The sequence below is a fragment of the Streptomyces sp. MUSC 14 genome (genome assembly GCF_001866675.1).
Taxonomy (GTDB): Bacteria; Actinomycetota; Actinomycetes; order Streptomycetales; family Streptomycetaceae; genus Streptomyces.
The window spans coordinates 77,168-102,045 of the sequence record NZ_MLYN01000082.1 but is presented as its reverse complement, the minus strand read 5'-3'; the positions used below and the strand labels follow the sequence as shown (position 1 = coordinate 102,045).

Here is a 24,878-nt window from a genome sequence, read left to right as displayed (position 1 = left end):
GGATCTGCCGGGCGCTGGTGTCGTACAGGCGAATGGTCACCACTCCAGGGTAGTAGGCGCGGGGTGGTGCCCGGTGCCGCACGGCTCAGAACATCCCGACGACCTTCTCCGGGGTGATCCTGACGATCACACGGTCGGCGTCGTCGACGGAGGCGGGATTGAACTCCGCGTATTTCTTGCCGGTGTACTTCAGTGACAGTTCGTCGATCAGTTCCTCGGCGCCCTGCGCGGCGAACTCCGCGGTGCCGCGGATCTCGGCGTAGACGTACGGCATCCCGGGATCCTGGACGACGACGCTCACCCGGGGGTCGCGGTCGAGGTTCTTCTTCTTGCGGCGGTCGACGGTCGTGGAGAACAGGATCTGGTCGCCGTCCCGCTTCACCCACACCGGGGACAGCTGCGGCCGGCCGTCCGGCTGGACCGTGCCGACCACGATGAAGACGGGACCGTCGAGCAGGGACTTGAGCCGGTCGGGCAGGGTGGCGGGCATGAGGGCTCCTTAAGTCGACGGTGACTCTCCGGTCACCCTCGCACGCTCTCCGCTCACCCGCACCACGGGCGACGGCCGCCGCCCGCCTCAGCCCGTACGGACCACCAGCGCCGTCGCGATCGCCATCAGCCCCTCACCACGGCCGGGAAAGCCGAGGCCGTCCGTCGTCGCACCGGAGACAGAGACGGGCGCGCCAGCCGCCTCCGAAAGAACCTTCTGAGCCTCGTCACGACGCTTGCCGATCTTCGGACGGGGGCCGACGACCGCCGCACCACGGGCGACGGCCGCCGCCCACCTCAGCCCGTACGGACCACCAGCGCCGTCGCGATCGCCATCAGCCCCTCACCACGGCCGGGAAAGCCGAGGCCGTCCGTCGTCGCACCGGAGACAGAGACGGGCGCGCCAGCCGCCTCCGAAAGAACCTTCTGAGCCTCGTCACGACGCTTGCCGATCTTCGGACGGGGGCCGACGACCTGTACGGCGACGTTGCCGATCGTGAAACCCGCCGCGCGGACGATCCTCGCGGCCTCCGCGAGCAGGGTCACCCCGGGGGCGCCCGACCACTCGGGGCGCCCGGTGCCGAAGTGCTGCCCCAGGTCACCGAGGCCGGCGGCGGAGAAGAGGGCGTTGCAGGCGGCGTGCGCGACGACGTCCGCGTCGGAGTGGCCGGCCAGCCCCGGCCCCTCGCCCTCCCACTTCAGGCCCGCGCACCACAGCTCGCGGCCCTCCTCGAAGGCATGGATGTCGGTGCCGATGCCGACCTGGGGAAGCAGGACCGGGGGCTGCGGGGGCTGCTCAGAAGCCATCGTTCAGCCTCCTGCGGGCCAGGACCGCCTCGGCGAGTACCAGGTCGAGGGGACGGGTGACCTTGAAGGCCTCCTCGTGACCGGGGACGGTCACGACCCGCAGCCCGAGCTGCTCGACCATGCTCGCGTCGTCCGTCACGTCGCCGGTGACGGTCTCGTGCGCACGGACCAGGGTCGTACGGTCGAAGCCCTGTGGCGTCTGGACCGCGCGCAGGCGGGCGCGCTCCGGGGTGGCGACGACCGGTTCGGGGGCTCCTGCCTCGGCGGCGGGCTCGACCTCCTTGACGGTGTCGGCCAGCGGCAGCGCGGGCACGACGGCGGGTGCGCCCGCGCCGACGGCCTCGATGACCGCGTCGACGGTGTCGACGGGGACGAGCGGGCGGGCCGCGTCGTGCACGAGGACGACGCCGTACTCGGGGGGCAGGGCGTCCAGGCCCCGCTTGACCGATTCCTGGCGGGTGTCACCGCCGGGGACCACCAGGAAGTCGGTCCTCCCCCGGCTACCGCTGGGGGTGCCCCCAGGCAGCGCGTGCGCGTCGAGCAGGGACTTGACCTCTTCGGTGCCGTCGGACGGGGCGACGACGATCACGAGGGAGACATGGCGGGACGCGGCGAGCGCGCGGACCGCGTGGATGAGCATGGGCGTGCCGTTCAGCGCGCGCAGCGCCTTGGGGGCGCCCGGACCGAGGCGTACGCCCCGGCCGGCGGCGGGAATCACGGCTGCGACGGGGGTCTGCGCAGGTGAGGGGCGCGATTCGTCAGACATCGGTTCCTGTCAGGTTTGTGTGCTCGACCTAGGTGGGTATGGCCTGGAGGAGTGCCGGGCGCGCTGCCTTGACCGGACCCTTCCGTGACCCTGGTCGAGGCCGACTGCCCGGGCCCGGCACATCAAAATATCGGGGGTCTTTCCTGTCAGAAAGTCGCCCGATCGGCGCGTGGATACGAAGATGCCGCAGCGCCCGGCGACGGGATCCGACAGGGTCAGTGTCGAATCCGTGTCATCGGGCACCGCGGCATTTCACTGTGCGCATTTCACTGTGCAGAGCGTGCTGCGCGAGCCGGCAGCGAGAGTTCGCCGCCGTGGCGCATCAGGAGGCGAGCACCTCGTCAAGCAGGGCCTCGGCCTTGTCCTCGTTCGTGTTCTCCGCGAGGGCCAGCTCACTCACCAGGATCTGGCGGGCCTTGGCGAGCATGCGCTTCTCACCGGCGGACAGTCCGCGCTCGCGCTCACGACGCCACAGGTCACGCACGACTTCCGCGACCTTGATGACATCGCCGGAGGCGAGCTTCTCCAGGTTTGCCTTGTAGCGACGGGACCAGTTGGTGGGCTCCTCGGCGTACGGCGCGCGCAGCACCTCGAAGACCCGGTCCAGCCCGTCCTGACCGACCACATCACGCACGCCCACGAACTCAGCATTGTCCGCTGGCACACGCACCGTAAGGTCACCCTGGGCGACCTTCAGCACCAAGTAGGTCTTGTCCACGCCTTTGATCTGGCGAGTTTCGATGGCCTCGATCAGCGCGGCCCCGTGATGGGGATAGACCACGGTGTCGCCAACCTTGAACGTCATGTGACAGGTACCCCTTCCGTGGCTATCCAGGGTAACACGGATACGGCGTCTTCTGAATGGCGTTTTCGCAGGTCAGGGCATATCTCGGGGCTTGACAACAGCAACAGGAACGTGCTTCGAGGGGCCCGCGCAAGCGGGTATTCGCAGGTCGGAGGGGCTCTTCGGGCGGGGCGAAACACCTGCGTCACACACTCCGGGCACCCGCTCCGGGTGGCTTAACGTCCCGATTTGTCCTGTTCCAAGCGTACGACTTCCGCTACTCCGTTCGGTGTGTGCGGGCGGATCCGGAGGGCGATCCGGAGGGCGATCCGGAGGCGGCCGCGACGAGAATCCGGAATTGATCAACGGCCTCCCGAGGGGTGCTCGATGATCAATATCGGGGACGGTCGCCGAGAGGGCACGCATTCCTTCACGCAATTTTTGCGCGCGGTTATGTGAATGGCGGACGAGTACTCGGCAAAGTTACGGAAGAGGCGCTTGCGCCCGGAGTGACGAGGCCGCACGCGGTACCCCCAGCCGGAGGCAAGCAGGACGCTTGGGGAGGGTCGGGTGCGGCGGCGCCGGAACGGCTCGGTAGCCTAAGGCCGCTGACAGACACTTAGGGTGGCTTTATAAGGGGAGCCGCCCGCGCGTTCAAGGAGTTGCCGCCGCCGTGAGCAGCAGCCTTCGACGCGGCGCCCTCGCCGCCTCCGCCATCGTCTTCTCGATCGCCTCGCTCGCTGCATGCGGCGCCGGCAACGGCTCGCAGACCCTGGAGGTCAAGCCGGACAACGCTGCCACCAAGGTCGGCGACATCAAGGTCCAGAACGCGCTGATCATCACCCAGCCGGACCTGCAGTCGACCGGGCCGGCCGTCGTCTCCGCGACCCTCTTCAACCAGGGCGCCTCGGACGAGACCCTCCAGTCGGTCGCCATCCCGGGCACCAGCGGCGCGGTCAAGCTGACCGCCGCCAAGGGCCAGAGCCTCACCGTCCCGGCGCACGGCTCCCTGATCATCGGTGGCCAGGGCAACGCCTCCGCGGAGGTGCCCAGCGGCCGTACGGCGGTCCAGGACGGCAACGTCCAGAAGGTCACCTTCACCTTCAGCAAGACCGGTGACGTGAGCCTCAGCGCCTTCGTGGTCCCGGCCACCAGCTACTTCGACAAGTGGGGCCCGAGCACGATCCCGTCCGCCCCGGCGGTGCCCACGGGCGCCCCGGGCGCCTCGTCCTCCACCAGCGGCAAGCCGGAGAAGGGCAAGGGCAAGGGCGGCAAGGCGACCCCGTCGTCGTCCGCGTCGTCCTCCGCGTCGTCCGCCACGGGCACCAACGCCACCCCGAGCGACTCCGCGTCCCAGTCGGTCGCCGGCCACTGAGCACCGCGCCACGCACGAAGGGCGGCACCCCTGCCGGGGTGCCGCCCTTCGTCGTACACGGGGAAGGCCCGTACGGCCGATGGGGCCGGGCCGGCGGTTTACGGCTCGAACTTGTAGCCCAGACCGCGGACCGTCACCAGGTAGCGCGGGGCGCCCGGGTCCGGCTCGATCTTGGCGCGCAGGCGCTTGACGTGAACGTCGAGGGTCTTGGTGTCGCCCACGTAGTCGGCGCCCCAGACACGGTCGATCAGCTGCATGCGGGTCAGGACGCGGCCGGCGTTGCGGAGCAGCATCTCCAGGAGGTCGAACTCCTTGAGCGGAAGGTCGACCTTGGCGCCGGCCACCGTCACCACGTGGCGGTCGACGTCCATGCGGACCGGGCCCGCCTCCAGCGCGGCCGGGGTGACCTCCTCCGGCTCGCCGCGGCGGCGCAGGACGGCGCGGATGCGGGCCACCAGCTCGCGGGACGAGAAGGGCTTGGTGACGTAGTCGTCGGCTCCTATTTCGAGGCCCACGACCTTGTCGATCTCGCTGTCCTTGGCGGTCACCATGATCACCGGGACGTTGGAGCGGCCGCGCAGCTGACGGCACACCTCCGTACCGGGCAGGCCCGGCAGCATCAGGTCGAGGAGGACGAGGTCGGCGCCGTTGCGCTCGAACTCGTCGAGTCCGTCGGGGCCCGTGGCCGCCACGGCGACCTCGAAGCCCTCCTTGCGGAGCATGTACGACAGGGCGTCGGAGAAGGACTCCTCGTCCTCGACGACGAGCACTCGGGTCACGGAAGGACCTCCGGGGCGGGAAGCGGTTCGTACGGGGATGATTCGGTGGAGCCGCCGGCCTCGTCGTCGAGGCCGGGGTCCGGGTGCTGACCGGCACGATCGCGAGCCAGGCCCGCCTCCGGCAGTCTCAGGGTGAACGTGGAGCCCTGGCCTTCGGCGCTCCAGACCGTGACCTCCCCGCCGTGCGAGGCGGCCACGTGCTTGACGATCGCGAGACCCAGGCCGGTGCCTCCGGTCGCCCGGGAGCGGGCGGGGTCGACGCGGTAGAAGCGCTCGAAGATGCGGTCCTTGTCCTTGTCGGAGATGCCGATGCCCTGGTCCGTGACGGCGAGTTCGATCATGTCGCCACCGGGTGCGGAGACCCGGCGGGCGGCTATGCCGACGCGGGTGCGGGCCGGGGAGTAGTTCACGGCGTTCTCGACGAGGTTGCCGAGGGCGGCGGCCAGCTGGCCGCGGTTGCCCCAGACGTGCAGGTCGGCGGTGCCGCCCGCGGCCATGGTGATCTGCTTCGTACCGGCCTGGTGGCGGCAGCGGTCGACGGCCTCGGCGACGAGTTCGTCCACGCGGACGGGCTCGGCGTCCTCCAGCGGATCGTCGTTCTGCACGCGGGACAGGTCGATGAGCTCCTGGACCAGGTTGGTGAGCCGGGTCGCCTCGATCTGCATGCGGCCCGCGAAGCGCTGCACGGCCTCGGGGTCGTCGGAGGCGTCCATGACCGCCTCCGAGAGGAGGGACAGCGCGCCGACGGGCGTCTTCAGCTCATGGCTGACGTTCGCCACGAAGTCGCGTCGTACCGCCTCGATCCGGCGGGCCTCGGTCAGATCCTCGACCAGCAGCAGGACCAGGCGGGAGCCGAGCGGGGCCACGCGCGCGGAGACGGCGAGGGCCTCGCCGCGTCCGGTGCCCCGCCGGGGCAGGTCCAGCTCGACCTGGCGTATCTCGCCGTCGCGTCTCGTGTCCCTCGCCATCTGGAGCATGGGCTCCACGGCCAGCTTGCCGCCGCGCACCAGCCCGAGGGCGTAGGCGGCGGAGCTGGCCTTGACGACGGCGTCGGCCTCGTCGAGGACGACGGCCGAGGAGCGGAGCACGGACAGCACGGTGTCCACGCCGGGCGGAAGTACGGGATCGGTGTGCAAGGAAGTCCTGGTCGGTCGCTTCTGGTCGCGTTCGCTCCAGCGGAACGCCAGCATGGCGATGACACCGGTGAGCACCCCGGCGATCGCTGCCGCTGCGGCGACCGCCGCGTTCACGTCCATGCATCCAGGTTAAGCAGGGCGTACGACATAGCCACAGCCGTCCAAGGGCGACCTCGGACACTCGTCGCCCAGAGTTCACCTTGGAGCCAGTGCTGGTTCACTTGAGGTGGCAGAAACGGACGCGTGCGGACCGGAACGTGGGAGCGTGGGACCAAGCACACCTATGAGAGGGAACCCTGATGCGGGACGCGTACCACGAGGAACTTGACTCGATCGGCGATGGTCTGGTGGAGATGGCCCGGCTGGTCGGGTCGGCGATCGGGCGCGCCACGACCGCCATGCTGGACGCCGACCTGAAGCTCGCCGAGAGCGTCATCGAGGCGGACCAGAAGGTCGACGAGCTCCAGCACGACCTGGAGGCCCGGGCGATAGCCCTGCTGGCGCGGCAGCAGCCGGTGGCGACCGACCTGCGCATCGTCGTCACGTCGCTCCGCATGTCCGCTGACCTGGAGCGCTCCGGCGACCTCGCCCAGCACGTGGCGAAGCTGGCCCGGCTGCGCTTCCCCGAGCGCGCGGTGCCGCGCGACCTGCACGCCACGATCCTGGAGATGGGCCAGCTCGCGCAGCGCCTGATGGCGAAGGCGGCCGAGGTGATCATCACGAAGGACGTCGACCTCGCGCTCCAGCTGGAGCAGGACGACGACGAGATGGACCTGCTGCACCGCACGCTCTTCCAGCACCTGATCGACGAGCGCTGGAAGCACGGCATCGAGACGGCCGTGGACGTCACCCTGCTCGGCCGCTACTACGAGCGCTACGCCGACCACGCCGTGGCCGTCGCCAAGCGCGTGGTCTACCTGGTCACGGGCGAGCACGCGGACGGGCTCCAGCAGGACATCCAGCCGGTGACGGGCGTCGAGGGCGCCTGACCGGCGCCGGGCCGAAGCGCCGCGCGGCGGAAGGCTGCGACCGGGGCCGTACGACAGCGCCGCTCGCCGGCAGCAGCGGTACGGCCCCGCGGCGTGGCCGGGGGCTTGCGGGGGTGGCCGCGCGGAGCGCGCGAGCGCCACTGTGCGCCGTTGATGCGCCCTGGGAAGCGGGCATGAAATGGGCGAGGGCATCCCTGCCCCAGCGTCCAGGAGGGTACCCATGGCCGAATCCCCCAGCACCACGCCAGACCCCACACAGGAACGCGAGACCGACCAGCCCGCCGAGACCAGGAGCCTTCCGCTGTTCGGTGCGTGTGGCTGCGGCTCTGGCTGCGGCTGCGGCTGCCAGTCGGGCAACCCCTGCCAGTGCGGCTGACGAACCACCCGCAACAGCGCACGAACACCCGGGGCCGGTGCGAAGTCACTTCACACCGGCCCTGTGATGCGGGGGTTCGGCCTACTTCTTCTTGCCCTGGTTCTTGACCGCCTCGATCGCGGCCGCGGCCGCCTCGGGGTCGAGGTAGGTGCCGCCCGGGGTGATCGGCTTGAAGTTCTCGTCCAGCTCGTAGGCCAGCGGGATGCCCGTCGGGATGTTCAGGCCCGCGATGTCGGCGTCGGAGATGCCGTCCAGGTGCTTGACCAGGGCGCGCAGCGAGTTGCCGTGGGCCGCGACCAGGACCGTGCGGCCGGCCAGGAGGTCGGGGACGATCCCGTCGTACCAGTAGGGGAGCATCCGGACGACGACGTCCTTCAGGCACTCCGTGTCCGGGCGCAGCTCCGGCGGGATGGAGGCGTAGCGGGCGTCGTGCGCCTGGGAGAACTCGGAGTCCTCCGACAGCGGCGGGGGCGGGGTGTCGTACGAGCGGCGCCAGAGCATGAACTGCTCCTCGCCGAACTCGGCCAGCGTGGCCGCCTTGTCCTTGCCCTGGAGGGCGCCGTAGTGGCGCTCGTTCAGGCGCCAGCTGCGGTGGACCGGGATCCAGTGGCGGTCGGCGGCCTCCAGGGCGAGCTGCGCCGTGCGGATCGCCCGCTTCTGGAGGGACGTGTGGACCACGTCGGGGAGCAGGTCGGCGTCCTTCAGGAGCTCGCCGCCGCGGACTGCCTCCTTCTCGCCCTTCTCGTTGAGGTTGACGTCCACCCAGCCGGTGAACAGGTTCTTCGCGTTCCACTCGCTCTCGCCGTGGCGGAGGAGGATCAGCTTGTACGGTGCGTCGGCCATGGGAAAGAGCGTAATCCACGGGTTCGGGGCGCCGCCCTGCCCGGCCGGTGGATGGACGGTTGACGGGGTTTGTTAATCGAGTGGCCACCGCTGGACCGACTCTGTAAGTTGCGCCTACCGCTTGCGCTGCTTACATCGCCCTTACGTCCGGGGCGTCGTCCATTCACGGGGGTTCTACTGTCATGCCCGCAACCAGTCTCAGGCGTGCCGCGCGGGAGACCGTCTCCGGGCTCCCCCGTGAGTTCTGGTGGCTGTGGACCAGCACCCTGGTCAACCGGCTCGGCGCCTTCGTGGCCACCTTCATGGCCCTCTACCTCACGCTCGACCGCGGCTACTCCGCCTCGTACGCCGGGCTCGTCGCCTCGCTCCACGGGCTCGGCGGGGTCGTCTCCTCGCTGGGCGGCGGAGTCATGGCCGACCGGCTGGGGCGGCGCCCGACGCTGCTCATCGCCCAGACGGCCACCGCCGCCTCCGTCGCGCTGCTCGGCTTCATGACCGACCCGGTCGCCATCGCGGCCGTCGCCTTCCTCGTCGGCATGGCCTCCAACGCCTCCCGGCCGGCCGTGCAGGCGATGATGGCCGACCTCGTCCGGCCCGAGGACCGGGTGCGGGCCTTCTCCCTCAACTACTGGGCCATCAACCTCGGGTTCGCCGTCTCCTCCACGGCCGCCGGGTTCATCGCCGAGTTCAGCTATCTCGCCGGGTTCCTGATCGAGGCCGGGATGACCCTGGCCTGCGCGCTCGTCGTCTTCCTGAAGGTGCCCGAGTCCCGGCCGGAGGCCGCGGACAGCGAGGACGCGGAGGAGGCCGTCAGCCTCGTGACCGTGCTGCGCGACGGGCGGTACATGGCCGTCGTCGGGCTGTCCTTCCTCGTCGCACTGATCTTCCAGCAGGGGTCCGTGGGACTGCCGGTGGCCATGGGCCGGGCCGGGTTCTCGCCCGCCGACTACGGCCTCGCCATCGCCGTCAACGGCGTCCTGATCGTCGCCCTCCAGATCCCGGTCACCCGGTTCATCGAGCACCGCGACCCACGCACCCTGCTGATCGCTTCCTCGCTCCTCGCCGGATACGGCTTCGGACTCACCGCGTTCGCCGGATCGGTCGGCGTCTTCATGGTCACCGTGTGCGTGTGGACCCTCGCCGAGATCGTCAACGCGCCGACCCAGACCGGCCTCGTCGTCCGCCTCTCCCCGGTCCACGGGCGCGGTCGCTACCAGGGCGTCTACACCCTGTCCTGGTCCGTCGCCGCGCTGGTCGCCCCGCTGATGTCCGGCGCCGTCATCGACCGCTGGGGCGCACAGTGGCTGTGGGCGACGTGCGCCGCGGTGGGAACGGTCGCGGGCCTGGGATACGGGGTACTCATGCGGGCTCTGCCGAAGGAGACACCGGCAACGCCCGAACCGACGACCGAGGATGCGAGGGACGAGGGCGCGGGGAGCGTGGACACGCAGGGCGTGGACACGAAGACCAAGGGCCCGAAGCCCGAGGACCTGACGGCCGAAGGAACGACAGCCGAGGTCCGCACCGCCTGAGCGGACCGGACGGACAGGGAGAACGGCCACCGCCCGTCAGGGCCGGGGACCCGGCAGCGAGAGCGCGGAGACCGGGGGCACGCAGCCCAAAGGCCTGACGGCCGAAGGCCCGACGGTCGCGGTCCCAGCCGTCTGAGCGGACCGGACGGGCGAGGGAGACAGCCACCGCCCGCCGGGGCCAAGGGCGCAACGGCCGAGGTCCAGGCCCCTGAGCGGACCGGGTGGACAGGGGAAAACGGCCGCCGTCTGGAGCTCGGTCTCGCCGGGAGCGTAGGGGGCAAGGGCGTCGGGGCCGGAGGTGCGGCAGCCGGAGGCGCTGGGGTGGTCCCGGCGGGTGGGGAAGTCGGTCGTCGCCCGCGGCCCAGCGGCGAGCCCCCTGCCAGGCAGTCGTGTGCGGCAGGGGGCTCGGTGCGGTGACCCGGGTGATCAGAGGGAGAGGTCGATGCCCACGTGGCCGTACTGGCCGAGGACGCCCTGCGCCTCGCCCGTGACGCCGTTGAGCTGGGACAGCACCTCGGTGCTGGTGACGGTGGTGGCGCCGAGGGAGACACTCGCCTCGGGGCTCAGGCCGCCGGCGACGGTGTCGAGGTCGGCGTCGCAGAGCTCGGCGGTCTGAACCTGGTGAGCGGAGTTCATGGGGAAACTACCCTTCGCATGGATGGTCCACAGGGGGGAGCGGCGCCGCTGGGGACAGACGGTGGGCCGCGGCCGCGGGCGTGCGCCGGCCTTTTCAGGACACCTCGGCGCGGTCCCGACGGTGCCAGCGATCCAACCACGCGGCACGCCGGGCAGCCAGTCAATCACCGCTCCCACCTGCCCAGTTGATGGCTCCGGTCGTCTCATCCGTGCGGGCTCGGTCACGCGTCGGGGGCAGTTCCTCCACACCTCCCGTCACACAGGCACAGCACAGCTCTTGCCACCGGTGGGACGACCAGGGCAACTCCGCACCAAGGGGAACCCGGAGAGAAGAAGCGAGAGCGACCGTCCGGCAGTTGCGTACGCGCTGTGCAGATTCGGCGCCGAGCCGGGCCGGAGGTGACGGCCGTCACACTCGGTCGTGTCACATCTCGGTGCGCCCGCCCGTCAGAGGTGTGTACTCATCGACGACCACACAGGAGCAGATCATGGAAGCGCGTCTGAACCTCTTCGGGAACCCGCTCGCCGGCAAGGCGATCAAGCACCTCAACGCGGTGGGCATGGTGGTCGCGGAGTCCGGGCTGCCCGCCGCCACGCAGGAGCTGGTGAAGATCCGGGCCAGCCAGATCAACGGCTGCGGGTACTGCACCGACATGCACACCAAGGACGCGACCGCCGCCGGCGAGACCGCACAGCGGCTGCACCTGGTCGCCGCCTGGCGGGAGGCCACGGTGTTCACCGAGGCCGAGCGGGCCGCCCTGGAGCTGGTGGAGGAGGGCACCCGGATCGCCGACGCGGCCGGCGGTGTCCCGGACGAGGTGTGGGCGAACGCCGCCAAGCACTACGACGAGAACCAGCTCTTCGGCCTGATGACGCTGATCGCCCTCATCAACGCCTACAACCGGCTGAACGTCATCGTCCGGATGCCCGCCGGCGACTACCAGCCGGGCCAGTTCAAGTAGTCGCCCGAGGGCCCCGGAGGGGGCGCCCCCGCCCGCGCGGTCGCATCTCACCGATGCAGCGGACGCATCTCACGGATGCATGCGCGCCCCCTTCAGCACCTTGTCCACCCCGCTCCGCGGGCCGTACACCGCGAGCCCCACCAGGTCCAGCTCCGCCGTCGGCACGGCCCGCACCGCCGCCCGGTTGTCGCGGTCGTTGCCCGTCGTGAACAGGTCCGTGGTGAAGACCGCCCTGGGCAGGGCGCGGCTCAGCGCCTTGGCGTGGGCCGCCTTCAACGTCTCCTTCGTGCCCTCGAAGACCAGCACCGGCTGGCGGAACATCGGCAGGTACCCGACCCCGTCCGCGTCCTCGTACGGCTCGCCGATCACCTCGGGAACCTGGCTGCCCAGGCCGCTGACCAGGAACGCCGTCACATTGAGGCGCTGCCAGGGCTCCAGGTCCTCGCGGAGCAGGACGGCGATCTTCGTGTCGAAGCGTACGGGCCCGGGACTGATCGGTTCGGTGTTCATGCAGTGAGACTGCCCGGCGGCCGGACCGCCCGTCTTGTACGTTCTTAACGTGGCCGACCAGCAGGAAGTCTCCGCCTGGCGCCCGCACGTCCCGGGTGTCGTGGAGGTCTTCCACGCCCACTTCACCGAGTACGCCTACCCGATGCACGTCCACGACGCCTGGACGCTGCTCATCGTGGACGACGGGGCCGTACGGTACGACCTCGACCGGCATGAGCACGGCACCCCGCTCGACACGGTCTCGCTGCTGCCGCCGCACGTGGCGCACAACGGCTCGCCCGCCACCCCGGACGGCTTCCGCAAGCGGGTCGTCTACCTCGACAGCAGCCGGCTGGGCGAGGACCTGATCGGGGCCGCCGTCGACACGCCCGATCTACGGGATCCGCTGCTGCGGCAGCGCGTCGGGCGACTGCACTCCGCCCTCGCCCGGCCCGGCGACGAACTGGAGGCGGAGAGCCGGCTGACCCTCGTCGGGGAGCGGCTGCGGGACCATCTGCGGCGGCGCACGGACGTGCCCTCACACCGCCCGGATCCGGTACTCGCCCGCCGGCTGCGGGAGTTGCTCGACGCCCGGGTCGTCGACGGGGTCCGGCTGGAGGAGGCCGCGCGGCTGCTGCAGGCCCATCCCGCCCATCTGGTACGGGCGTTCAGCGGGGCGTACGGCATCGCCCCGCACCAGTACCTCATGTCGCGGCGGGTCGGGCGGGCCCGGCGGCTGCTGCTGGAGGGGCACGCACCGGGCGAGGTGGCGGCCGTCACCGGGTTCTTCGACCAGGCCCATCTCACCCGGCACTTCAAGAAGCTGGTCGGGGTCACCCCCGGCCGCTACCGGCTCAGCGCGCGCTGAGCGTCGTACGGATCGCGTACGAAGGAAGGCGGAAGGTCAGTCCGCGGGGCGCTCGACCAGATGCCTGAACGCGTCCAGGTTGCGCGTGGACTCGCCCCGGGACACCCGCCAGGCGTACTCCTTGCGGATCGAGGAGGCGAAGCCCAGCTCCAGGAGGGTGTTGAAGGCGCCGTCGGCCGCTTCCAGGACCTGGCCGAGGAGGCGGTCGATCTCGTCGGGGGTGACCGAGGCGAGAGGGAGGCGGGCGGTGACGTAGACGTCGCCGAGGCGGTCGACGGCGTAACTCACGCCGTACAGCTTGAGGTTGCGCTCCAGGAGCCAGCGGTGGACGCCCGCCTCGTTCTCGTCGGGGTGGCGGACGACGAAGGCGTTCAGGGAGAGGGAGTGACGGCCGACGAGGAAGGAGACCGTCGTGGACAGCTTGCGGGTGCCGGGGAGCTTGACCACGTAGTTCCCGGGCTCGGGGCTCTCCCACTCCAGCTCGGCGTCCTTCAGGACACCTTCCAGGACCTGCGCGGTCTTCCCCGTCTTCTCCGTGCCACCTGCGACGTCACCCATGGGGGGAGCGTACGCGACGGCGGTGGGACTGGGTCGCGGCCGTGTAGACCTCGGCGGTGGCGGCGGCCGACGTGTCCCAGCCGAAGGACCGCGCGTGCCGGGCGGCAGCCCGGCCCATGGTGTCGGTGAGGGCGGGCTCGTCGGCGAACCGGCGCAGCACGCGCGCGTAGTCGGCCGGGTCGTGGCCCTGGACCAGGAAGCCGGTCCCGCCGTCGCGCACGGCCACCGGCAGCCCGCCGACCGAGGCGGCCAGCACCGGCGTGCCGGCCGCCTGCGCCTCGATCGCGACCAGCCCGAAGGACTCGCTGTACGACGGCATGACCAGCAGCGACGCGGCCCGGAACCAGTCCGCGAGCTGCTCCTGGCCGACCGGCGGGCGGAACCGTACGACGTCCGCGACGCCGAGCCGGGCCGCGAGCTTCTGCAGCCCCTCCGGCTTGGCGAGCCCGCTGCCGCTCGGGCCGCCGACGATCGGCACGAGGATGCGCGAGCGCAGCTCCGGGCGCTCGTCCAGCAGGACGGCCACGGCGCGCAGCAGCACGTCGGGGGCCTTCAGGGGCTGTATGCGGCCGGCGAAGAGCGGGATCAGGGCGTCCTGCGGCAGGCCCAGGCGCAGCCGGGCGGCGGCGCGGCCGTCGGCCGGGCGGAAGCGGTCGAGGTTCACGCCGGGATGGACGACGGCGACCTTGGCGCGGTCGGCGTCGTAGTGCCGGACCAGCTCGTCGGCCTCCTCCGCCGTGTTGGCGATGAGTCGGTCGGCGGCGGCCACGATCTGGGTCTCGCCGATGACGCGGGCGGCGGGCTCGGGGGTGTCGCCGGCGGCCAGGCTGGCGTTCTTGACCTTGGCCATGGTGTGCATGGCGTGCACCAGGGGCACGCCCCAGCGCTGGGCGGCGAGCCAGCCGACGTGGCCGGAGAGCCAGTAGTGGGAGTGGACGAGGTCGTAGTAGCCGGGGCGGTGGCCGGCCCAGGCCTGCATCACGCCGTGCGTGAAGGCGCACAGCTGGGCGGGCAGGTCCTCCTTGTTCAGGCCCTCGTAGGGGCCCGCGTCCACGTGCCGGACGAGGACGCCGGGGGCCAGCTGGACGGCGGGGTCGAGGCCGCCGGAGGTCGCGCGGGTGAAGATCTCGACCTCGATGCCCTGCGCGGCGAGGCGCTGGGCCAGCTCCACGATGTAGACGTTCATGCCGCCGGCGTCGCCGGTGCCGGGCTGGTGGAGCGGGGACGTGTGCACGGAGAGCATGGCGACCCGGCGCGGCCGACGGTGCAGCCGGAGCCGGGGGGCGGTCGCCGGAGAGCGGCGCCCGAGCCTGCTGACGTACTGGCTCACCTGGCGTTCCTCCTGGGCTGCGGGCATGCCTGCCGGAGGGCCTGCCGTGCCCTCCAAGGGGGTCCAACAGCGGACGGGGCCGCTGTCATTTCCCGATCGGACCGCTTTACCCAATCATGACCTTGCGGAGCTCAACCATCGGGGTGGACGCGAGTGGGCGCCGGGCGGGGGCCGACACCCTCCGGCCGGGCCGGTGCGGCCGGGCTCCCGCTTACCCTCGTACACATGACAGCCCGCGCAGCGGCCCCCGTCATCGGCACGGTGACGCGCGGGACGACCAACCCGAACCGGCTGCGCCGCATGGACCGGTGGATCGCCGCCACGCACGGCGCCGAGCTGCGCCGCGCCGCGGACCCGCTCGCGATCGACCTCGGCTACGGCGCCGCGCCGTGGACCGCCGTCGAGCTGCTCGGCCGGCTGCGGACCGTGGCGCCACGCGCGCGCGTGGTCGGCGTCGAGATCGAACCGGAGCGGGTGGCGGCGGCCAGGCCGTACGAGCGCGACGGGCTGGTCTTCCGGCACGGCGGCTTCGAGATCCCCGTCGCCGGGCGCCCGCTGCTCGTCCGGGCCGCCAATGTGCTGCGCCAGTACGACGAGGACCAGGTCGCCGCCGTCTGGGAGCGGCTGTGCGCGCGGCTCGCCCCGGCGGGCGCCGGCTCGCGCGGCGGGCTGCTGGTCGAGGGGACGTGCGACGAGATCGGGCGGCGGCACGTGTGGGTCGCGCTCGGTCCGGAGGGGCCGAGGACCGTGACGTTCGCGACGCGGCTGGGCTCGCTGGAGCGGCCGTCCCACCTCGCCGAGCGGCTGCCGAAGGCACTCATCCACCGCAACGTCCCCGGCGAGCCGGTGCACGCCTTCCTGCGCGACTTCGACCGCGCCTGGGCCGCCGCCGCGCCCTACGCTTCCTACGGCGCCCGCCAGCGCTGGCTGCGCGCGGTACGGGACCTGACGGCGGACTGGCCGGTGACGGACTTCCCGGCCCGCTGGCGGCAGGGCGAAGTGACGGTCGCATGGGGGGCGTTGGCGCCGCGCGGCTAGAGGGTGTCGTCCGGATCAGGGCCGGCCGTGAGGAACGGCGCCTGCCGGCCGACCCGAGCAGGGTCATGGGGGTGCCCCTCGGCGGAGGGCGTGCCGGACCCCGCGACGCCGGCATGATCCGGACGACACCCCCTGCCCCCGGTGTCCGGTGGGGCCACCGGGCCCGGAGGGAAGGGAACGATCTCCGTGCGCCGTTCGTCACATCGACGGGAGATCGTCATACGGCGGCGGATGCGGGGGGATTTCTTCCTGTGCTGTTTCCGTGGGTCTGTCATTGCCTCTGTCGTTTTGCGCCGTGACGTGGCACGATCCCCGGGCACCGTAAGTTACTGACGGTAAATCAGGTTGGGGGACGTGTGATGGGCTGGGGCAAGCGCGGCATGCTGATGGCCGCCGTGACCGTGGTCTGCGCGGTGTCCGCGCTGTCGGCACCCGGCACGGCCTTCGCCGCTCCGGCACCCACGCCGAGCGCGACACCCTCCCCCACGCCGTCCTCGACTCCCGTGCCCGACAAGGACCTTGAGAAGGTCCGCGAGCAGCTCGACAAGCTCTACCACGACGCGGCCGTCGCGACCGACGCCTACAACGCCGCCGAGGAGCGGACGAAGAAGCAGTCCGCCGAGATCGTCGCGCTGGCGAAGAAGATCGCCACGGGGCAGCAGCGGCTGGAGAAGCTCAAGGACCAGGCGGGCGCGGCGGCCCGCGCCCAGTACCGCACCGGCGGTCTGCCGCCCACCGCGCAGTTCCTGCTCAGCGACGACCCGGGCCAGTTCCTGGACGGTGCGGGCCTGGTGCTCCAGGGCCAGCAGGCGACGAAGAAGCTGATCGGCGAACTGACCGGCACCCAGGACGACTTGCAGGCCTACGCCGTCGACGCCGCCGCGCAGTGGCAGAAGCTGGACGCCGACCGCAAGACCAAGGCCGACGCGAAGAAGAAGATCGAGCAGCAGATCTCCGCCGCCAAGAAGCTGGAGTCCGCGCTGGCGAAGAAGGACCAGGAGCGGCTGGACCAGCTGGAGAACCAGGCCGCGCTGAAGTCCCAGACCGCCTGGCTGGACACCGGCATCCTCAAGGAGATCAACACCAGGGCCACCGAGCAGGGCAGGAAGGCCGTCGCCTTCGCCACCGCCCAGCTCGGCAAGCCGTACGTGTGGGGTGCCGAGGGCCCCGGCTCCTTCGACTGCTCGGGCCTGACCTCCCAGGCCTGGGCGGCGGCCGGCCGGCCCATCCCGCGCACCTCGCAGGAGCAGTGGCAGCAGCTCAAGCACGTCGACATCAAGGACATGCGGCCCGGCGACCTCATCGTCTACTTCACGGACGCCAGCCACGTCGCCATCTACATCGGCGACGGCGCCATCATCCAGGCCCCGCGCCCGGGCCGGAACGTCACGATCGCGGGCGCCGGCTCGATGGCGATCCTGGGCGTCGTACGGCCGGACGCGTAGCCCGCACGGCCTGGCCGCACCCCGCGCACCACGCTGCGCACCCCTCGCGCCCCCGTACACCACCCCGCACACGCCCTGCGCGTGACCCACGCCATGTGATCCACCGCACCCCAACCCCGGCCCAGACCCCGGCAGACGTGAGCTTCGTCATTCCGCGCGCCGGGGCACCCTGTCCAACTGCGGTAGGGAACGCGGCATATGACAGCGGCCTGCGCGGGAGCGACGCGGCTCACACCATTCCATCAGGGCGGGCAATGCCGCTATGGTCACCCGTCGATGGCCCGAGACCCTCGGCGCCGTCTGCCCTCGGGGGGAGGGAAGGAACCCGACACGATGCCCGTACCCGTACCGCGGCAGAGAGCGATCCCGGCCGTGGAGAGTGGTCAGGCGCATGAGGCCGCCACCGGCGGCCCCCTCATGGAAGAGGCCCACCGCGACGCCACGCCCACCAGCGGCACCGGCACCACTCTCACACTGCTGCTGATCGAGGACGATCCGGCCGGCTCACCGCTGGCACACGAGTTGCAGGACTCGGCCGGCAAGCCGATCCGCGTACGCACCGCCCGCAACCTCACCGAGGCCGAGCGGCTGCTCACCGACGACGTCCACTGCATCCTGCTGGACCTCGCGCTGTCCTCGCCCGGCCGCGACGACGCCGACGACGAGCTGGCCGTGCTCAAGCACGTGCTCCGGCTCGCGCCCCGGCACGCCGTGCTCGCGCTGACCGCCTCCGCCGACGCCGAGCGCGGCGCCGAGGCCGTGCGCGTGGGCGCCCAGGACTATCTCTTCCGGGACGAGCTGGACGGCCGGCTGCTGAGCCGCGCCATCCGGTACGCGGTGGAGAGGAAACGTTCCGACACCGCCGAGCGGCGGCTCGCGGAGGGCCGGCTGCGCGCCCAGGAGAACCGCCGGCTGGAGCGCGGGCTGCTGCCCACGCCCCTGCTGGACGGCTCCGAGCTGCGCTTCGCCTCCCGCTACCGCCCCGGCCGCTCCCGGGCGCTGCTCGGCGGCGACTTCTACGACGCCGTCCGCACGCCCGACGGCACGGTGCACGCCATGATCGGTGACGTCTGCGGCCACGGCCCGGACGAGGCCGCGCTCGGCGTGGAGCTGCGCATCGCCTGGCGGGCGCTGACGCTGGCCGGGCTGTGCGGGGACGAGCTGCTGAGCACGCTGCAGCAGGTGCTGGAGCACGAGCGCGCCGACGAGGAGATCTTCGCGACGCTGTGCACGGTCGACATCGCGCCGGACGGCCGCAGCGCGGGCCTGGGCCTGGCCGGGCACCCGGCGCCGCTGCTCGCCCGTCCCGGGCGGGACGCGGAGCTGCTGCCCTACGACAACAACGGCCCCGCGCTCGGACTGCTGCCCGGCGGACGCTGGCCGCGGATGCAGGTCGAGCTGGGGGCCGAGTGGAGCCTGATGCTCTACACCGACGGGCTGATCGAGGGGCGGGTCGGCGACGGCAAGGAGCGGCTGGGTCAGGACGGCATGGTCTCGATGATCCGCCGGCAGCTGTCCGAGGGGCTGCGGGGCGGGGCGCTGCTGCGGGCCGCGGTGGCGGAGGTCCGGCAGCTCAACGGAGGCGAGCTGACGGACGACGTGGCGGTCGTGCTGCTGGACCGGACGACGTGAGCTGAGCGGCGCCTCCCCGCGAGACGTGCCGTAGGAGGCACCGCTGCGTCGGCGGCTGCCGGCCGCTCGGAGCGCCGTTTGTCAGCGGCCGCCGTTGTACGGCCCGTACGGACCGTCGCTGCTGCTGCCGCGTCCCCGCTTCCGGAAGCCCTTGCCGCCCCTGCCGCCCGAGACCTGCTGGAGGGCCGGGCGGACGTCCACGAAGAAGACGATCGTGGCGACCAGGCCCGCGAGCTGGAGGAAGAGCCAGGGGACGAAGAGGTTCACCGCGACCGCGAGGCCCAGGATGATCAGCCAGAAGCCCTTGTTGTTCTTGTTCGCGGCGCGGTAGGCGTCCTCGCGGAAGACCGCCGCCATCACGAACGCCACGATGGCGAGCGCCAGCATGGCGGTGAAGATCAGCCACATCACTCCGCCGATTGCCGTTGTCAGCACAGTACCCACCGCCCGAGTCGAGTCGTCCGTACAGCCACGGTACCCATACAACGGGCCGGACACCCCGAAGGTGCCCGGCCCGGTGCCGGTTCGTCGCGCGCGCTCACTTCGCGGGCGGCGTGGTCTTCTTCGCGGTGGAGTTCCTGCGCGGCGCCGGGGTCTTCTTGGCGGCCGGCTTCTTCTCGGCGGGCTCGGCCTCGGCCTCGGCGGGCTTCGGCTCCTCCTCCTTGACGGCGACCGGCTCGGGCCTGCCCTCGACGGCGATCGCGAAGTCCTCGATGTCCTCGGCGGCTTCGCCGCGCCAGGTCTTCACGGTCTGCTCGCCGTGCTCGGCGACCTTCTCGTAGGTCTCGCGGGCCTTGACGGCGTACTCGGCGGCGACGCCGACGCCGCGCAGGGCGAGGTCCTGGGCCTGCTCACCGAGCTTCTTCAGGTCCACGTCGAGGGTGCCGAGGAACTCGTTGACCTTGGTCTGCAGGGTCTCCTGCGCCACCTTGGCGCGGGCGGCGGCCTTCTCCTGCACGGCCTTGGGGTCGGTGTTGCGCACGGCCTCGATGCGGGCCGGGGCCTCGGCGCGCAGCTGCTCGACCAGGGCGGGCACCTTCTTGGCCTGCTGGTAGGCGAGGTCGGCGGTACCGGCGGCGAAGTAGAGCGGAGTCGGGTCGCTGAAGGTCTTGCGCAGGTCGTCGGTGATGGCCATGGTGATCTGGTCCTCCCGGATTCGCGTTCGGCTGAGGGTTGGTGTGGTCCGCGGTGGGGCGGCCGGCGCCCTGGTCCGGTTATCCGGCCGTCCGCCGCGGACCGGCATCGACATCGGCATCGCTTCCGTCGGCCTCGTCGGCCCCGAATCCGTTCTCCTTGCGGAAGGACTCGTAGATCTGGAGCAGCACCTGCTTCTGCCGCTCGTTGAGCGAGGGGTCGGCGAGGATGACGGCGCGCGTCGCGCCTTCCCGGAGGCGTTCCTCCCCGTCCCGTTCCGCGTCGAGGATGCCGGCGCGCACGTACAGCGTCTCGGCGGAGATGCGCAGGGCCTTGGCGACCTGCTGGAGCACCTCCGCGCTGGGCTTGCGCAGCCCGCGCTCGATCTGGCTCAGGTACGGATTGGACACCCCGGCGGCGTCGGCGAGCTGCCGCAGCGACAGCTGGGCGTTCCGCCGCTGTTCGCGCAGGTACTCACCGAGATTGCCGACGTTCAGCGATGCCATGCCTCCACCTTGCCCCACTCCTGCTAACAATTGCAAGCACCTTGCTTGCAAAAGTGTGTCGCGCTCGGCCCGACGTCTTTGATCCTGGTCGGATTTCCGTCCGGGGCGAACGAGTCGCGGAAGGTGAAGGCGTGCGGCGCGGAGCCGTGGTCGTGGAGGTGCTCCAGCCTGGAGACCCCGTCCCGCCAGGTGGGTATCACGCCGTCGGAGACCCACCAGAACACGTGATTCGGGTGCGCTGCCCTCTCGAACCAGTCGTAACGCCTGTTCAGCGCCTCACGGTGCAGACCGGTGTAGACGGCGTCGAAGGCGGGGCGCAGGCCGGTCCAGAGCGAGAGGGTCGCGGCCAGGGCGGTGGTTTCCGGCGTACGGCCCTTGCCGTACCAGGCCGGTACGGCGAACTCCCCCCAGGCACCCCAGTCCGCCTCGAAGAGCACGCCCTGGTCACCGTCTGCCGCCTCGGCATGCCCGAGGTATCCGGGATGCCCGCTGATCTTCCGGTAGACGGCCCCACCGATGTCGTAGAACTCCCGTGCGAGAGGGGCGGGATCGGCGAGAGGTGTCTTCAGGACGCCGAATGTGTACAGAGCAAGATGAGGCATGCGTCTCTCCCTGGTCGGGTGCGCGTGGCGTGGACCCGGTCCGGCGGCTCACGCGGGGGCACGGAAGCCCTGTGCGGCCGTGGGCGGCCGCCGCGGTCCAGGTGAAGGTAGCTGCCTGTGCGGGCGCTGTCGAAGTTGCGTTCTCCCTGCCCAAGTGGCCTCCCGTACCGGCCCGTTCACCGGGACAGCTGCGCGGGTTCGTCGAGGCGGGTCAGCTTGTGGGGGTTGCGGACGACGTAGAGGCCGGTGATGCGTCCGTCGGCCACCGTGGCGCTGACCGTGCACGGCTCCCCGTCGAGGCCGATCCGGATCGCCGGTGCGCCGTTGAGCCACACCGGCGCGAAGTCCGACGTGATCCCGCTCGCGCGGGCCAGCAGCCCCGCGACCAGCTCGGCGCCGTGGAACGGCGTCAGCCCCGCGGCCACCACCCCGCCGCCGTCGGTGATCATGACCACGTCCGGCGCCATGACGTCGAGCAGCTCCTGCAGCCGCCCGGTGCGCAGCGCCAGCAGGAAGCGCTCCACGACGGCCTGCTGCTCGGAGCGGCTCACCGTCACCCGGGGCCGCCGGGCCGCCACGTGCGCGCGGGCCCGGCGGGCGATCTGCCGTACGGTGGCGGCCGGCCTGCCGACGGCCTCGGCGATCTCGCCGTACGGCAGGTCGAAGACCTCGCGCAGCACGAACACCGCGCGCTCGACCGGCCCGAGGGTTTCGAGGACGGTCAGCACCGCCATCGACACGCTCTCCGCGAGCTCGACGTCCTCCGCCACGTCCGGGCTGGTCAGCAGGGGTTCGGGCAGCCACTCGCCGACGTACTCCTCGCGTCTGCGCGCCAGCGTGCGCAGCCGGTTGAGCGACTGCCGGGTCACGGTCCGCACGAGGTACGACCGCGGGTCGCGGACCTCGGCCCGGTCGCAGTCGGCCCAGCGCAGCCAGGACTCCTGGAGCACGTCCTCGGCGTCGACGGCCGAGCCGAGGATCTCGTAGGCGACCGTGAAGAGCAGGCCGCGGTGGGCGACGAAGGGGTCCTGTGCCGTCATGCCGTCGGGGCCGGGCCGGGCGTCGCGCGGCGGCCGGCCAGGGGGATCTCGCAGGCGTCCGAGAAGCCCTGCGACTTCACCCCGAGTGCCGCGTTGTTCCTGGTCGAGAAGTTGGCGAAGGCGATCGCCGCCGTCAGCTCGACCAGGGCCGCCGGGCCGAGCCGGTCCAGCAGGCGTGCGGCCAGCTCGTCGGTGACGGTCGGCGGGGTGTCCGTCATGCCCTCGGCGTACTCCAGCACGTCCCGCTCCAGCGGCGTGAACACGTCCGACTCGCGCCAGCGCGGCACCTGGCTCGCCTTGGCCAGGTCCAGGTTCTTGTGCTGCGCGAGGAAGTAGTTGATGTCGAGGCACCAGCCGCACCCGACCTGGGCCGCGACGGCCATGTGCGCGAACGTCTTGAGGCTGTCGTCGGCCACGTCCCACGCGGTCACCCGCGCCCCCATCTCCGAGCTGGCCCGGAGGACATCGGGGTGGTGGCCGGTGGCCTGCAGGGGCTCGGGCACGAGACCGTACTGCTCGATCATGCTCTCGCTCAGCTCGGCGGAGAGGTCCGCCTTCGGGACACGCAGTGTCATCGTCTTCTCCCGGTACGAACGGTACGAAGGGCTTGTCGGCATGAAGACACCGGCGGGGCCGGGGATGTGACACCCCGGCCCGGATCAGTCGGCGACCGCGTCCTCGGGGGCCGTGCGGGCCAGGTCGGCGAGCGTGCCGAGCGCCTGGGCGAGGACGTCGCGCGGCGGCGTGGCGAGGCCGACGCGGACGGCGGCCGGGGCGTGGGCGTCGTCGACGGTGAAGGCGGCCGCGGGCACGACCCCGATGCCGAGCCGGGCCGCGGCGGCGACGAAGGTGTCCGCGCGCCAGCCGCCGGGCAGCTGCCACCAGCAGTGGAAGGAGCGGTCGTCGCCACGCACGTCGAACCCGGCGAGGTGGCGGGCCGCGATCTCCTGCCGCGCCACCGCCTCGCGCCGCTTGGCGGCCGCCAACTCCGCGGCCGTGCCGTCCTGTTGCCAGCGGTGGGCGGCCTCCAGGGCGAAGCGCATCGGGGTGCAGCCGCTCGCGCGCAGGGCGGCGGAGAGCACCGGTGTGAGCCCGGCAGGGGCGACGGCGAAGCCCACGGTCAGGCCGGGGGCGAGCCGCTTGGACAGGCTGTCGACGAGGACGGTCCGCTCGGGGGCGTACGCGGCGAGCGGCGGGAGTTCGTCGCGCAGGAACCCCCAGATCGCGTCCTCCACGGCCGGCAGGGCGAGCCGCTCCAGGGTCTCGGCCAGCTCCACGACCCGCCGCTCGGGCAGGGTGAGCGAGAGCGGGTTGTGCACGCGCGGCTGGACGTAGACGGCGTGCAGCGGGGCGGCCGCGTGGGCCCGCGCCAGCGCCCGCGGGACCAGCCCGTCCGCGTCCATGGCCAGCGGGACGAGGGTGATGCCGAGCCGGGCCGCCACGGCCTTGATCACCGGGTAGGTCAGCTCCTCGACGCCGAGGCGGCCGCCCGGGGGCACCAGGGCGGCGACGGCGGCCGAGACGGCCTGCCGGCCGTTGCCCGCGAACAGGATCCGGGCGGGGTCGGGGCGCCAGCCGCCGCGGGTGAGGAGGGCGGCGGCGGACTCCCGGACGGCGGGCAGTCCGGCCGCGCCGACCGGCCGCAGCGCGTGCGCGAGGGCGTCCGGGCGCAGCAGTCCGCCGAGCCCCGCGGCGAGCAGGGCGCTCTGCTCGGGTACGACGGGATGGTTGAGCTCCAGGTCGATCCGGGCGAGCGCCGGTTCCGTGAGCGCGGGGGCGGGGCCGTCGGCCGTCGCGCGCACGAACGTGCCGCGGCCGACCTCGCCCACGGTCAGGCCGCGCCGGGCCAGTTCCCGGTACACGCGCGTGGCGGTGGAGCCGGCGATGCCGTGGCGCTTGGCGAACGCGCGCTGCGGGGGCAGCCGGTCGCCGGGGCGCAGGGTGCCGGCGCGGATCTCCTCGGCCACGGCGTCGGCGACGCTCCGGTAGTCCTTCATGGCATCCCACCCCACCACATCATTGCACCGAGCGCAATCTTTTAATTGCACCGAGCTATTGAACTGACCTACGCTCGCCGCATGATCGAACCAAGTGGAGTGTTCGGCGTGAGCGTGGTGGCGCTCGGCATGGTCCTCACGCCCGGCCCGAACATGATCTATCTCGTCTCGCGCAGCATCACCCAGGGCCGCCGGGCCGGGATGATCTCCCTCGGCGGGGTCGCCCTCGGCTTCCTGGTGTACCTGCTCGCCGCGAACCTCGGTCTGTCGGCCGTCTTCACCGCCGTACCCGAGCTGTACGTCACGGTGAAGCTGGCCGGCGCCGCCTACCTCGCGTACCTCGCCTGGAACGCCCTGAAGCCGGGCGGCGTCTCGGTCTTCGCCCCGCAGGACGTGCCGCACGACTCGCCGCGCAGGCTCTTCGCCATGGGCCTGATGACGAACCTGCTCAACCCGAAGATCGCCATCATGTACGTCTCCCTGATCCCCCAGTTCGTCGACCTGGGCAAGGGCCATGTGCTGCTCCAGGGGCTCCTGCTCGGCTCGGTCCAGATCGTGGTGAGCATCGCGGTCAACCTGGCCATCGTGCTCGCCGCCGGCACGATCGCCGTCTTCCTCGCCCGCCGCCCCTCCTGGCTCAAGGTGCAGCGCCGGCTCATGGGCACGGTGCTCGGCGGGCTCGCCCTCACGCTGGCCGCCGACACCTCGGGTCCTGCCTAGGGCCTCTCAAGGCCGTCAGGATTCGAGAAGCGCCGGCGGCGGGGG

General features: G+C 71.8%; 28 protein-coding genes. 9 read left to right on the top strand and 19 right to left on the bottom strand.

The features are described from left to right. Window positions 1–85 precede the first annotated feature (85 nt). The 5 genes from BIV25_RS41225 to BIV25_RS41210 form a co-directional block, all read right to left on the bottom strand. Window positions 86–490: a PPOX class F420-dependent oxidoreductase gene (locus BIV25_RS41225; protein WP_071377695.1), complete on the bottom strand. Its 405-nt coding sequence runs from the start codon at window positions 488–490 to the stop codon at window positions 86–88. A gap of 87 nt (window positions 491–577) precedes the next feature. After that, window positions 578–790, bottom strand: a complete 213-nt coding sequence (locus BIV25_RS48520) for a 2-C-methyl-D-erythritol 2,4-cyclodiphosphate synthase (protein ID WP_371273131.1) — start codon at window positions 788–790, stop codon at window positions 578–580. Further along, the gene (ispF, locus tag BIV25_RS41220) at window positions 787–1,296 is read right to left on the bottom strand and encodes a 2-C-methyl-D-erythritol 2,4-cyclodiphosphate synthase (protein WP_071377694.1); all 510 of its coding nucleotides are present in this window, start codon (window positions 1,294–1,296) and stop codon (window positions 787–789) included. Before ispF ends, BIV25_RS48520 begins: the two co-directional genes overlap by 4 nt. Beyond that, complete coding sequence (ispD, locus tag BIV25_RS41215) at window positions 1,286–2,062, bottom strand: 2-C-methyl-D-erythritol 4-phosphate cytidylyltransferase (protein WP_071377693.1); 777 nt, start codon at window positions 2,060–2,062, stop codon at window positions 1,286–1,288. The genes ispF and ispD overlap by 11 nt, the downstream gene beginning before the upstream one ends. A 322-nt stretch (window positions 2,063–2,384) precedes the next feature. Beyond that, a complete protein-coding gene (locus BIV25_RS41210) occupies window positions 2,385–2,867 on the bottom strand; it encodes a CarD family transcriptional regulator (protein ID WP_003953493.1) in 483 nt (160 codons plus the stop codon). Window positions 2,868–3,519: 652 nt separating this feature from the next. Between BIV25_RS41210 and BIV25_RS41205 the strand changes: the two genes are divergently transcribed. Continuing rightward, on the top strand, window positions 3,520–4,221 hold the full coding sequence (locus tag BIV25_RS41205; protein ID WP_071377692.1) for a DUF461 domain-containing protein: 702 nt from the start codon (window positions 3,520–3,522) through the stop codon (window positions 4,219–4,221). 98 nt (window positions 4,222–4,319) lie between these two features. Here the strand turns inward: BIV25_RS41205 and BIV25_RS41200 are convergent, their stop codons facing one another. Both BIV25_RS41200 and BIV25_RS41195 read right to left on the bottom strand, forming a co-directional pair. Then, a complete protein-coding gene (locus BIV25_RS41200) occupies window positions 4,320–5,000 on the bottom strand; it encodes a response regulator transcription factor (protein ID WP_046419660.1) in 681 nt (226 codons plus the stop codon). After that, window positions 4,997–6,256 (bottom strand): cell wall metabolism sensor histidine kinase WalK, encoded by a 1,260-nt coding sequence (locus BIV25_RS41195; protein ID WP_071377691.1) that lies wholly within the window; start codon window positions 6,254–6,256, stop codon window positions 4,997–4,999. The genes BIV25_RS41200 and BIV25_RS41195 overlap by 4 nt, the downstream gene beginning before the upstream one ends. Window positions 6,257–6,435: 179 nt before the next feature. Between BIV25_RS41195 and phoU the strand changes: the two genes are divergently transcribed. Further along, complete coding sequence (gene phoU, locus BIV25_RS41190; protein WP_071377690.1) at window positions 6,436–7,125, top strand: phosphate signaling complex protein PhoU; 690 nt, start codon at window positions 6,436–6,438, stop codon at window positions 7,123–7,125. Window positions 7,126–7,582: 457 nt separating this feature from the next. Here phoU and BIV25_RS41185 read toward each other — a convergent pair whose 3' ends face one another. Then, window positions 7,583–8,344 (bottom strand): phosphoglyceromutase, encoded by a 762-nt coding sequence (locus BIV25_RS41185; RefSeq protein WP_071377689.1) that lies wholly within the window; start codon window positions 8,342–8,344, stop codon window positions 7,583–7,585. Window positions 8,345–8,526: 182 nt separating this feature from the next. On the opposite strand from BIV25_RS41185, the gene BIV25_RS41180 reads away from it, so the two are divergent. After that, window positions 8,527–9,876 (top strand): MFS transporter, encoded by a 1,350-nt coding sequence (locus BIV25_RS41180; RefSeq protein ID WP_256257129.1) that lies wholly within the window; start codon window positions 8,527–8,529, stop codon window positions 9,874–9,876. Between the two features lie 426 nt (window positions 9,877–10,302). Here BIV25_RS41180 and BIV25_RS41175 read toward each other — a convergent pair whose 3' ends face one another. Continuing rightward, complete coding sequence (locus BIV25_RS41175; protein ID WP_071377688.1) at window positions 10,303–10,512, bottom strand: hypothetical protein; 210 nt, start codon at window positions 10,510–10,512, stop codon at window positions 10,303–10,305. 488 nt (window positions 10,513–11,000) lie between these two features. Here BIV25_RS41175 and BIV25_RS41170 point away from each other — a divergent pair, with 488 nt between their 5' ends. Continuing rightward, the gene (locus BIV25_RS41170) at window positions 11,001–11,474 is read left to right on the top strand and encodes a carboxymuconolactone decarboxylase family protein (RefSeq protein ID WP_071377687.1); all 474 of its coding nucleotides are present in this window, start codon (window positions 11,001–11,003) and stop codon (window positions 11,472–11,474) included. Between the two features lie 69 nt (window positions 11,475–11,543). On the opposite strand, the gene BIV25_RS41165 is transcribed toward BIV25_RS41170, so the two are convergent. Next, window positions 11,544–11,984 carry a DUF2000 domain-containing protein gene (locus BIV25_RS41165; protein WP_071377686.1) on the bottom strand — a complete coding sequence of 147 codons (441 nt, stop codon included), beginning with the start codon at window positions 11,982–11,984 and terminating at the stop codon, window positions 11,544–11,546. A gap of 49 nt (window positions 11,985–12,033) precedes the next feature. Between BIV25_RS41165 and BIV25_RS41160 the strand changes: the two genes are divergently transcribed. Further along, window positions 12,034–12,831, top strand: a complete 798-nt coding sequence (locus tag BIV25_RS41160; RefSeq protein ID WP_071377685.1) for an AraC family transcriptional regulator — start codon at window positions 12,034–12,036, stop codon at window positions 12,829–12,831. Between the two features lie 36 nt (window positions 12,832–12,867). Here BIV25_RS41160 and BIV25_RS41155 read toward each other — a convergent pair whose 3' ends face one another. Both BIV25_RS41155 and mshA read right to left on the bottom strand, forming a co-directional pair. Then, window positions 12,868–13,389 (bottom strand): YbjN domain-containing protein, encoded by a 522-nt coding sequence (locus BIV25_RS41155; protein ID WP_071377684.1) that lies wholly within the window; start codon window positions 13,387–13,389, stop codon window positions 12,868–12,870. Next, window positions 13,382–14,719, bottom strand: a complete 1,338-nt coding sequence (gene mshA, locus BIV25_RS41150; protein ID WP_071377705.1) for a D-inositol-3-phosphate glycosyltransferase — start codon at window positions 14,717–14,719, stop codon at window positions 13,382–13,384. Before mshA ends, BIV25_RS41155 begins: the two co-directional genes overlap by 8 nt. 225 nt (window positions 14,720–14,944) lie before the next feature. Between mshA and BIV25_RS41145 the strand changes: the two genes are divergently transcribed. The 3 genes from BIV25_RS41145 to BIV25_RS41135 all read left to right on the top strand — a co-directional run bounded on the left by BIV25_RS41145 (window position 14,945) and on the right by BIV25_RS41135 (window position 18,834). Further along, window positions 14,945–15,757 carry a class I SAM-dependent methyltransferase gene (locus BIV25_RS41145; protein ID WP_177235606.1) on the top strand — a complete coding sequence of 271 codons (813 nt, stop codon included), beginning with the start codon at window positions 14,945–14,947 and terminating at the stop codon, window positions 15,755–15,757. 359 nt (window positions 15,758–16,116) lie between these two features. Further along, a complete protein-coding gene (locus BIV25_RS41140) occupies window positions 16,117–17,202 on the top strand; it encodes a C40 family peptidase (RefSeq protein WP_071377683.1) in 1,086 nt (361 codons plus the stop codon). 333 nt (window positions 17,203–17,535) lie between these two features. Further along, a complete protein-coding gene (locus tag BIV25_RS41135; protein WP_071377682.1) occupies window positions 17,536–18,834 on the top strand; it encodes a PP2C family protein-serine/threonine phosphatase in 1,299 nt (432 codons plus the stop codon). 81 nt (window positions 18,835–18,915) lie between these two features. Here the strand turns inward: BIV25_RS41135 and BIV25_RS41130 are convergent, their stop codons facing one another. The 7 genes from BIV25_RS41130 to BIV25_RS41100 form a co-directional block, all read right to left on the bottom strand. Continuing rightward, window positions 18,916–19,242 carry a DUF2516 family protein gene (locus BIV25_RS41130; RefSeq protein ID WP_071377681.1) on the bottom strand — a complete coding sequence of 109 codons (327 nt, stop codon included), beginning with the start codon at window positions 19,240–19,242 and terminating at the stop codon, window positions 18,916–18,918. Window positions 19,243–19,372: 130 nt separating this feature from the next. Continuing rightward, the gene (locus tag BIV25_RS41125; protein WP_071377680.1) at window positions 19,373–19,969 is read right to left on the bottom strand and encodes a hypothetical protein; all 597 of its coding nucleotides are present in this window, start codon (window positions 19,967–19,969) and stop codon (window positions 19,373–19,375) included. 79 nt (window positions 19,970–20,048) lie between these two features. After that, the gene (locus BIV25_RS41120) at window positions 20,049–20,474 is read right to left on the bottom strand and encodes a helix-turn-helix domain-containing protein (protein WP_071377679.1); all 426 of its coding nucleotides are present in this window, start codon (window positions 20,472–20,474) and stop codon (window positions 20,049–20,051) included. A 23-nt stretch (window positions 20,475–20,497) separates the two neighbouring features. Further along, complete coding sequence (locus tag BIV25_RS41115; RefSeq protein WP_071377678.1) at window positions 20,498–21,076, bottom strand: DUF3291 domain-containing protein; 579 nt, start codon at window positions 21,074–21,076, stop codon at window positions 20,498–20,500. Between the two features lie 176 nt (window positions 21,077–21,252). After that, window positions 21,253–22,116, bottom strand: coding sequence for an RNA polymerase sigma factor SigJ (gene sigJ / locus BIV25_RS41110; RefSeq protein ID WP_071377677.1), 864 nt, complete (start codon window positions 22,114–22,116; stop codon window positions 21,253–21,255). Next, on the bottom strand, window positions 22,113–22,691 hold the full coding sequence (locus BIV25_RS41105; protein ID WP_071377676.1) for a carboxymuconolactone decarboxylase family protein: 579 nt from the start codon (window positions 22,689–22,691) through the stop codon (window positions 22,113–22,115). The genes sigJ and BIV25_RS41105 overlap by 4 nt, the downstream gene beginning before the upstream one ends. Window positions 22,692–22,775: 84 nt before the next feature. Beyond that, a complete protein-coding gene (locus tag BIV25_RS41100; RefSeq protein ID WP_071377675.1) occupies window positions 22,776–24,113 on the bottom strand; it encodes a PLP-dependent aminotransferase family protein in 1,338 nt (445 codons plus the stop codon). A gap of 81 nt (window positions 24,114–24,194) precedes the next feature. Between BIV25_RS41100 and BIV25_RS41095 the strand changes: the two genes are divergently transcribed. Continuing rightward, window positions 24,195–24,833 (top strand): LysE family translocator, encoded by a 639-nt coding sequence (locus BIV25_RS41095; RefSeq protein ID WP_071377674.1) that lies wholly within the window; start codon window positions 24,195–24,197, stop codon window positions 24,831–24,833. Window positions 24,834–24,878: the final 45 nt, after the last annotated feature.

Bases quoted from the DNA above. Each gene is read 5' to 3' on its own strand.
- BIV25_RS41225 (WP_071377695.1), bottom strand. From the start codon at position 490: ATGCCCGCCACCCTGCCCGACCGGCTCAAGTCCCTGCTCGACGGTCCC.
- ispF (WP_071377694.1), bottom strand. From the start codon at position 1,296: ATGGCTTCTGAGCAGCCCCCGCAGCCCCCGGTCCTGCTTCCCCAGGTC.
- ispD (WP_071377693.1), bottom strand. From the start codon at position 2,062: ATGTCTGACGAATCGCGCCCCTCACCTGCGCAGACCCCCGTCGCAGCC.
- BIV25_RS41210 (WP_003953493.1), bottom strand. From the start codon at position 2,867: ATGACGTTCAAGGTTGGCGACACCGTGGTCTATCCCCATCACGGGGCC.
- BIV25_RS41195 (WP_071377691.1), bottom strand. From the start codon at position 6,256: ATGGACGTGAACGCGGCGGTCGCCGCAGCGGCAGCGATCGCCGGGGTG.
- phoU (WP_071377690.1), top strand. From the start codon at position 6,436: ATGCGGGACGCGTACCACGAGGAACTTGACTCGATCGGCGATGGTCTG.
- BIV25_RS41185 (WP_071377689.1), bottom strand. From the start codon at position 8,344: ATGGCCGACGCACCGTACAAGCTGATCCTCCTCCGCCACGGCGAGAGC.
- BIV25_RS41180 (WP_256257129.1), top strand. From the start codon at position 8,527: ATGCCCGCAACCAGTCTCAGGCGTGCCGCGCGGGAGACCGTCTCCGGG.
- BIV25_RS41175 (WP_071377688.1), bottom strand. From the start codon at position 10,512: ATGAACTCCGCTCACCAGGTTCAGACCGCCGAGCTCTGCGACGCCGAC.
- BIV25_RS41170 (WP_071377687.1), top strand. From the start codon at position 11,001: ATGGAAGCGCGTCTGAACCTCTTCGGGAACCCGCTCGCCGGCAAGGCG.
- BIV25_RS41165 (WP_071377686.1), bottom strand. From the start codon at position 11,984: ATGAACACCGAACCGATCAGTCCCGGGCCCGTACGCTTCGACACGAAG.
- BIV25_RS41155 (WP_071377684.1), bottom strand. From the start codon at position 13,389: ATGGGTGACGTCGCAGGTGGCACGGAGAAGACGGGGAAGACCGCGCAG.
- BIV25_RS41145 (WP_177235606.1), top strand. From the start codon at position 14,945: ATGACAGCCCGCGCAGCGGCCCCCGTCATCGGCACGGTGACGCGCGGG.
- BIV25_RS41140 (WP_071377683.1), top strand. From the start codon at position 16,117: ATGGGCTGGGGCAAGCGCGGCATGCTGATGGCCGCCGTGACCGTGGTC.
- BIV25_RS41135 (WP_071377682.1), top strand. From the start codon at position 17,536: ATGCCCGTACCCGTACCGCGGCAGAGAGCGATCCCGGCCGTGGAGAGT.
- BIV25_RS41130 (WP_071377681.1), bottom strand. From the start codon at position 19,242: ATGTGGCTGATCTTCACCGCCATGCTGGCGCTCGCCATCGTGGCGTTC.
- BIV25_RS41125 (WP_071377680.1), bottom strand. From the start codon at position 19,969: ATGGCCATCACCGACGACCTGCGCAAGACCTTCAGCGACCCGACTCCG.
- BIV25_RS41120 (WP_071377679.1), bottom strand. From the start codon at position 20,474: ATGGCATCGCTGAACGTCGGCAATCTCGGTGAGTACCTGCGCGAACAG.
- BIV25_RS41115 (WP_071377678.1), bottom strand. From the start codon at position 21,076: ATGCCTCATCTTGCTCTGTACACATTCGGCGTCCTGAAGACACCTCTC.
- sigJ (WP_071377677.1), bottom strand. From the start codon at position 22,116: ATGACGGCACAGGACCCCTTCGTCGCCCACCGCGGCCTGCTCTTCACG.
- BIV25_RS41105 (WP_071377676.1), bottom strand. From the start codon at position 22,691: ATGACACTGCGTGTCCCGAAGGCGGACCTCTCCGCCGAGCTGAGCGAG.
- BIV25_RS41100 (WP_071377675.1), bottom strand. From the start codon at position 24,113: ATGAAGGACTACCGGAGCGTCGCCGACGCCGTGGCCGAGGAGATCCGC.
- BIV25_RS41095 (WP_071377674.1), top strand. From the start codon at position 24,195: ATGATCGAACCAAGTGGAGTGTTCGGCGTGAGCGTGGTGGCGCTCGGC.